Origin of the sequence: Acinetobacter sp. V2 (assembly GCF_001188385.1) — a bacterium.
Lineage (GTDB): Bacteria > Pseudomonadota > Gammaproteobacteria > Pseudomonadales > Moraxellaceae > Acinetobacter > Acinetobacter oleivorans.
The window spans coordinates 1,652,173-1,659,537 of record NZ_JZFB01000001.1 but is presented as its reverse complement, the minus strand read 5'-3'; the positions used below and the strand labels follow the sequence as shown (position 1 = coordinate 1,659,537).

The 7,365-nt window shown below is 39.9% G+C and carries 5 protein-coding genes and 1 pseudogene; 5 read left to right on the top strand and 1 reads right to left on the bottom strand.

What is annotated here, in order from left to right:
* From UC75_RS07615 to UC75_RS07605, 3 genes are all read left to right on the top strand, one after another.
* The coding region (locus UC75_RS07615; RefSeq protein ID WP_049837208.1) for a diaminobutyrate--2-oxoglutarate transaminase at positions 1 to 1,354 on the top strand (1,354 nt) is incomplete at its 5' end.
* A 2-nt stretch (positions 1,355 to 1,356) separates the two neighbouring features.
* Complete coding sequence (locus UC75_RS07610; RefSeq protein WP_013197139.1) at positions 1,357 to 2,889, top strand: pyridoxal phosphate-dependent decarboxylase family protein; 1,533 nt, start codon at positions 1,357 to 1,359, stop codon at positions 2,887 to 2,889.
* A 284-nt stretch (positions 2,890 to 3,173) separates the two neighbouring features.
* The gene (locus UC75_RS07605; RefSeq protein WP_049837207.1) at positions 3,174 to 4,604 is read left to right on the top strand and encodes an aldehyde dehydrogenase family protein; all 1,431 of its coding nucleotides are present in this window, start codon (positions 3,174 to 3,176) and stop codon (positions 4,602 to 4,604) included.
* Between the two features lie 69 nt (positions 4,605 to 4,673).
* On the opposite strand, the gene UC75_RS07600 is transcribed toward UC75_RS07605, so the two are convergent.
* Complete coding sequence (locus UC75_RS07600; RefSeq protein ID WP_004643588.1) at positions 4,674 to 5,159, bottom strand: Lrp/AsnC family transcriptional regulator; 486 nt, start codon at positions 5,157 to 5,159, stop codon at positions 4,674 to 4,676.
* Positions 5,160 to 5,293: 134 nt separating this feature from the next.
* On the opposite strand from UC75_RS07600, the gene UC75_RS07595 reads away from it, so the two are divergent.
* The gene (locus UC75_RS07595) at positions 5,294 to 7,015 is read left to right on the top strand and encodes an alpha-keto acid decarboxylase family protein (RefSeq protein WP_049837206.1); all 1,722 of its coding nucleotides are present in this window, start codon (positions 5,294 to 5,296) and stop codon (positions 7,013 to 7,015) included.
* A 140-nt stretch (positions 7,016 to 7,155) separates the two neighbouring features.
* Positions 7,156 to 7,365 (top strand): annotated as a pseudogene (locus tag UC75_RS20660) (amino acid permease); the annotation flags it as partial.

The window sequence follows — 7,365 nt, the reverse complement described above, 5'->3', positions numbered from 1 at the left end:
CCCTGCCACTAATGCTACTAACGAATATTATTTGACTCGCCAAAGTCAAATGGAATCAAATGTTCGTAGCTATCCACGTAAATTACCGTTAGCGATAGCGAAAGCACAAGGATGCTGGGTTACTGATGTTGAAGGTACAGAGTACCTTGATTGTTTAGCTGGGGCAGGTACATTGGCTTTAGGTCATAATCATCCTGCGGTGATTCAAAGTATTCAAGATACATTGGCAAGTGGTTTGCCATTGCATACTTTAGACTTAACCACACCTTTAAAAGATGCATTCACTGAAGCATTGTTAGCATATTTACCTGGTGGTAAAGAAGAATACTGCTTGCAGTTCTGTGGTCCTGCTGGTGCAGACGCAACTGAAGCAGCAATTAAACTTGCTAAGACTTACACTGGCCGTAGTTCAGTGATCAGTTTCTCTGGCGGTTATCATGGTATGACCCATGGTGCACTTGCTATGACTGGTAACTTAAGTGCAAAAAATGCAGTTAACGGTTTAATGCCAGGCGTGCAATTCATGCCATATCCGCATGAATACCGCTGCCCACTTGGTTTAGGTGGTGAAGCTGGTGTTGACGCTTTAACTTACTTCTTTGAAAACTTTATCGAAGATGTTGAAAGCGGTGTAACAAAACCGGCTGCTGTTATTCTTGAAGCGATTCAAGGTGAAGGCGGCGTAGTTACAGCTCCAGTAAAATGGTTGCAAAAAATCCGTGAAGTGACTGAAAAGCACAACATCGTTTTAATTTTAGACGAAGTTCAAGCTGGCTTTGCACGTTCAGGCAAAATGTTTGCATTTGAACATGCAGGTATTGAACCTGATGTTGTTGTAATGTCTAAAGCAGTAGGTGGTGGTTTACCACTTGCAGTATTAGGTATTAAACGTAAATTTGATGCTTGGCAGCCTGCTGGTCACACTGGTACTTTCCGTGGTAACCAACTTGCTATGGGTACAGGCCTTGTCGTATTAAAAACGATTACTGAACAAAATCTTGCTCAAAATGCGCAAGAACGTGGTGATTATCTACAAGCTGAATTTAAAAAATTAGCTCAAGAATTCCCATGTATCGGTAACGTACGTGGTCGCGGTTTAATGATCGGTGTTGAGATTGTTGACGAGCGTAAACAAGCTGATCGTATTGGTTCGCTTCCTGCGGATTCACAATTAGCTGCTGCAATTCAAACTGCTTGTTTCAACAATAAACTATTGCTTGAAAAAGGCGGCCGTAACGGTACAGTAATTCGTTTACTTTGCCCGCTTATCATCACTCAAGAAGAGTGTGTTGAAGTAGTTGCTCGCTTTAAGAAAGCAATTGCAGAAGCATTGGTTGCAGTACGAGGCGCATAAGTATGGTGGATTTTGCAGAACATCGTAAAGCGTTACTCTGCAATGATGCACAATCCATTGCTGACTATGAGTCAGCAATGGGTGAAGCGGTAAAAGCCGTTTCAGCATGGTTGCAAAATGAAAAGATGTACACAGGCGGTAGCATTAAAGAATTGCGTTCAGCAATTTCTTTCCAACCTTCAAAAGAAGGTATGGGTGTACAAGAATCACTTCAACGTATGATTGAGCTTTTCTTAAATAAAAGCTTAAAAGTACATCATCCACATTCATTAGCACATTTACACTGCCCAACCATGGTGATGAGCCAGATTGCGGAAGTGTTAATCAATGCAACTAACCAGTCTATGGACTCATGGGATCAAAGCCCAGCCGGTTCATTAATGGAAGTTCAGCTCATTGATTGGTTGCGTCAAAAAGTTGGTTATGGTTCTGGTCAGGCAGGTGTTTTCACTTCTGGCGGTACTCAATCTAACTTAATGGGTGTGTTACTTGCTCGTGACTGGTGCATTTCGAAAAACTGGAAAGACGAAAACGGTAATCCGTGGTCTGTACAGCGTGATGGTATTCCAGCTGAAGCAATGAAAAACGTCAAAGTTATTTGTTCTGAAAATGCACATTTCTCTGTGCAAAAGAACATGGCAATGATGGGCATGGGCTTCCAGTCAGTTGTGACTGTTCCTGTGAATGAAAATGCACAGATGGATGTAGATGCTCTCGAAAAAACGATGGCGCATTTGCAATCAGAAGGCAAAGTGGTTGCTTGTGTTGTTGCGACAGCCGGTACAACTGATGCTGGTGCAATTGATCCATTGAAGAAAATTCGTGAAATCACAACGAAATATGGTTCATGGATGCATATTGATGCTGCATGGGGCGGTGCATTAATTCTGTCAAATGACTACCGTGCAATGCTTGATGGTATTGAGTTGTCTGACTCGATTACCCTCGACTTCCATAAGCATTACTTCCAAAGCATTAGCTGTGGCGCGTTCTTGTTGAAAGACGAAGCGAACTACCGTTTCATGCACTACGAAGCTGAATACTTGAACTCTGCTTATGACGAAGAACATGGTGTACCAAACCTTGTTTCTAAGTCATTACAAACGACTCGTCGTTTTGATGCATTGAAATTGTGGATGACAATTGAATCACTAGGTGAAGACCTTTACGGTTCAATGATTGACCATGGTGTAAAACTTACTCGTGAAGTTGCAGATTACATCAAGGCAACTGACGGTTTAGAGCTTTTAGTTGAACCACAATTTGCTTCAGTATTGTTCCGTGTTGTGCCACAAGGCTACCCAGTTGAGTTTATCGATAGCTTGAACCAAAACGTAGCGGACGAATTGTTTGCACGTGGTGAAGCAAATATCGGTGTAACAAAAGTTGGTAATGTACAGTCATTGAAGATGACAACATTAAGCCCTGTTGTGACATTTGAAAACGTTAAAAACCTTTTAGGTCAAGTATTGGCTGAAGCTGACCGCATTAAAGATGCGATTGCTTCTGGTAACTATGTACCACCAATCGACTAATTGAGTTGATAACAAAAAAGCCCGGCTTCTTGCTGGGCTTTTTTATTACAGATTCTTTTATTCAAAATGTGTATGAGTAAATAAAAATATGCACAAACCATGCATATTTTTCAAAAACAAAAATAATTATGCATGATCTATCTTATGCAAATTTCTTATTGTATTGGTATGTCCCCAATATTTTTGGTCACATTGATATATCAATATCGTACTTACTTTAAATAATCCCGTTTTAACTGAAAAAAGTAAGTGGCTGTAATTACAATTAAGACAAGGAAGAAGAAATGCAACAAGTTAATGTGCTTAATGAATTTAAACTGATTATTAACGGTCAATCTTGTTCAGGTGAACAGGGTGAACTAGAAGTTATTAACCCTGCTACAGGTCTAACTGCCGCACGTTGTGCAAAAGCATCAGTTGAGCAAGTGAATCAAGCAGTGAGTGCAGCTAAACAAGCATCTAAAGCTTGGCAACAAGTTTCACACGATGAACGTAAGTCGATTTTAAACAAAATTGCCGATGGTATTGAAAAGCACGCTGAAATGCTTGCAGAGCTGGTTGTGCTTGAGCAAGGTAAACCACTAGCACTTGCGCAAATGGAAGTGCAGGGTGCAATTGGTTGGACTCGGTATGCCGCTGCTATGGATTTACCTGTTGAAGTGATTGAAGACAGTGAAACTAAGCGTATTGAGCGCCATCGCCAACCATTAGGTGTGGTAGCTTCAATTACTCCTTGGAACTGGCCTCTCATGATTGCTGTTTGGCATATCATGCCTGCTTTACGCGCGGGTAACGTTGTCATTAGCAAACCTTCTGAATACACACCGTTATCAACTTTGCGTCTATGTGAAATCATTCAGCAAGAAGTTCCAGCGGGTGTTATTTCAATTGTGGTAGGTGCTGGTGAGATTGGCGAAGCACTCTCTTCACATCCAGATGTACAAAAAGTCGTATTTACGGGATCAACTCGAACAGGTCAGCACATTATGGCTGGTGCAGCTCAACAGTTAAAACATTTAACATTAGAGCTTGGTGGTAATGACGCTGGTATTGTATTGCCAGATGCAAATATAGATGAAATTGCAGCTAAGATTTTTAATATGGCGTTCTTAAACGCTGGTCAAACGTGCGCGGCGTTAAAACGTTTATATGTACATGAAAGCCAATATGAGGCTTTATCTCAAAAGTTAGCTGATATTGCCAACGCTCAAGTTGTGGGTGGTGGAATGGAGTCTTCTATAACATTTGGTCCAGTGCAAAACCAAATGCAATATAACAAAGTGAAAGAACTCATTGCCGATGCTATTTCTCAAGGTGCAAAAGCGCTTTCTGGTCAGCAGCAGTTACCAGAGCAAGGCTACTTTATTGCTCCTACTATTTTGACAGAAGTGTCTGACTCTAGCAGAGTGGTCCAAGAAGAACAATTTGGTCCAGTGTTGCCTGTTTTAAAATATACAGATATCAACGATGCAATTGCCCGTGCCAATGACAGCGAGTTTGGTTTAGGTGGTTCAATCTGGTCTTCTGATATTAAAGCTGCTCAAACTTATGCGACTCAGCTTCAATGCGGTACTGTTTGGATTAATACCCATGCAGAAGTGCTGCCTCATGCCCCTTTTGGTGGCTGGAAAATGTCAGGTTTAGGTGCTGAGTTTGGCTTAGAAGGTTTGCTTGAAAATACGATCGGGCAAACAGTCCATATTAGTAAAGTCTAAATATTAATTTTAAGGCGGATGATAGATCCGCCTTTTTATTTTAAATTATCTTATTAAATACTAACCTGCTTAAGTCGTGTGATGATAACCGTGACCTTTAGGTTTGATTAAAAAATGATTCTGTTCTTTAATTTTTTTCAGAACAATGTAAGACTTTATGTGGCCAATAAAATTATAAGAAAGCAATCTTTCGGTTACAAATTGAGAAAGCTGTTCTAAGTTTTCAGCAACAACTTTTAAAATAAAGTCCGCATCGCCACTGATTGAAAATGCATCTTGAATGTTATCTTCTGCTTCAATGAGTTCTTGAAATGCCTGCTGAGATTTTGCCTCGTGTGTTCTTAAATTAATGTGAATCATCGCTGTGACTTCCAGTCCTAGCGCTTGTTGCTGGATGCGGGCTGTGTAACCTAAAATTATACCTTTTTGCTCAAGTAGCTGTCTTCTTCTAGAACATTGAGAAGCAGATAAACCGATTAAATCTCCAACTTCCTGATTGGTGAGCCGTCCATTCTTTTGTAGTGCCTGAATGATTTGCCAGTCGAACTTATCCATTGCATAAAATCCTTTTATGATACACAAATCATGTATTTTTATTAAAATGCGTTTTCATTATGCACGAAATCTAAAAGGTAGATGAAATATTATTTTTCTATGGAATAAAAATTGGTCTCAAAGGATATAGAGCAATGTTCATAGAAATCGGTGACTTTTTAAATCTTCGTTTAAAACAAATGGGTATCCAACATCTTTTTGGTGTACCTGGTGATTTTAACCTCTCATATCTCGAACAAGTTGAAGCAGATCCAGAACTCGAATTTATCGGAAATTGTAATGAATTGAATGCTGCCTATGCAGCTGATGGTTATGCACGAATTAACGGTTTTTCTGCCTTAGCAACTACTTATGGTGTAGGTGATTTAAGCGCGATTAATGGCATTGCAGGTGCATATGCAGAAAATGTACCTCTTATTCATATCTCAGGTATTCCGCCTTTACATGCAGTTCAAAAGGGCACTTTAATTCACCATACGCTTGTCGATGGTAACTACGACAATATTATGAACTGCATGAAAGAGTTCACCGTTGCTCAAACACGTTTAACTCCTGCCAATGCAGCTTTTGAAATTGATCGTGTATTACGTCAGTGTTTCCTTGAACGTCGCCCTGTGCACATCCAGTTAGCAGGAGATATTACTCACGTTAAAATTGAAGTTACTGACCGCCCACTTGATTTAAGTTATCCATCTGTTGAACCAGACTTATTGCAAAGTGTGGTAAGCAAACTTTGCGATATCTTGAACAATGCAAAAAGTCCAGCTCTTCTTATTGATAATGAAGCTTCAGTTTTTGGTGTAACTTCACTTTTAAATGATTTATCTCAAAAATGCTCAATTCCATTTGCGGGTATGAATACTGCAAAAAATATTATGGATGAAGGCTCACCTCGTTATATCGGAACATATGTTGGTGGGGCAAGCCAACCGCATGTGAAAAATATTATTGAGCAATCTGACTGCCTAATTGGTATTGGTGCACGTTTTACAGATGTTGGTTCAGCTGTATTCACGCATCAAATTGAGACCAAGAATTACATCGAAATTAAATCTTATGGCTTAAATATCTTTGGTCAGGATTTTCCAGGTATTGAAATTGGACAGTTACTTGTTGAGCTAAATAAAAAAGTTGCACCACGTAAATCGTCAATGCCTCTTCTTGAAAAACAGCCACAGAAAGTAATTGAAGCTCCAGCCCAACAAAAGCTAAGCCAAGATGTACTGTGGAACTATATTGCAGGTTTCTTAAAAGAAGACGATGTGATTATTGGTGAGGTAGGAACTTCAAACTCAGCTTTGTCTGGTTTAAAACTTCCTGCTACAGCTAAATATATTGCTCAGCCGCTTTGGGGTTCAATCGGTTATACCTTGCCAGCTTTACTTGGTAGTTTGTTGGCAGCTCCTGAACGCCGTCAAATTTTGTTTATTGGCGATGGTTCTTTCCAGCTTACGGTACAAGAGCTTTCTACAATTATTCGTCACGGTTTAAAACCTATTATTTTCTTACTGAACAATGGCGGCTACACCATTGAGCGCTTAATTATGGGTGAAAACGCAGCTTATAACGACGTGCAAAACTGGAAATACACCGAAATTCCTGCGGTATTTAACGGTAAAAAAGGCCATACCACCTATGTAGTAGAAACCGTAGGGCAGCTTAGAAGTGTTTTAGAGAATGTTCATTTAAATGATCAGTTAACTTTTATTGAATTAAAACTACCGGCAATGGATGCGCCAGTAAGTTTGAAAAAATTTGCTTCAGTCATCGCGCGTTTTGATTACGGCGATCGTGGCTACGAAATTTTAAAGGAGCGTTCCCAGCCTATTAAATGTAAGGATGCAAGCTCGTTTTAAATAGAAGATAGGACAAGTCTTCTTAAAATTAAATGGACTCATATTAAAGCAAACGTATTTCCGAAGGTCGGTTTCTGGCCTTCGGATATGGTGCTGAATAAAGGTGTACAGGAAGTGACACCAACATTGGAGATAATGTTATGGATGCAAACAATAAGCACGAGTTAAAACAAGGCTTATCCAATCGGCATATTCAACTCATCGCACTCGGAGGGGCGATCGGAACAGGATTATTCTTAGGTCTTTCTCAAACGATTAAACTGGCAGGTCCTTCAATTTTATTAGGATATGCGATTGCTGGAATTATCGCTTTCTTAATTATGCGTCATTTAGGTGAAATGGTTGTTGAG

Coding starts and splice junctions, on each gene's coding strand:
- UC75_RS07600 (WP_004643588.1), bottom strand. CDS start 5,159: ATGGATAAGTTCGACTGGCAAATCATTCAGGCACTACAAAAGAATGGA.
- UC75_RS07595 (WP_049837206.1), top strand. CDS start 5,294: ATGTTCATAGAAATCGGTGACTTTTTAAATCTTCGTTTAAAACAAATG.
- UC75_RS07605 (WP_049837207.1), top strand. CDS start 3,174: ATGCAACAAGTTAATGTGCTTAATGAATTTAAACTGATTATTAACGGT.
- UC75_RS07610 (WP_013197139.1), top strand. CDS start 1,357: ATGGTGGATTTTGCAGAACATCGTAAAGCGTTACTCTGCAATGATGCA.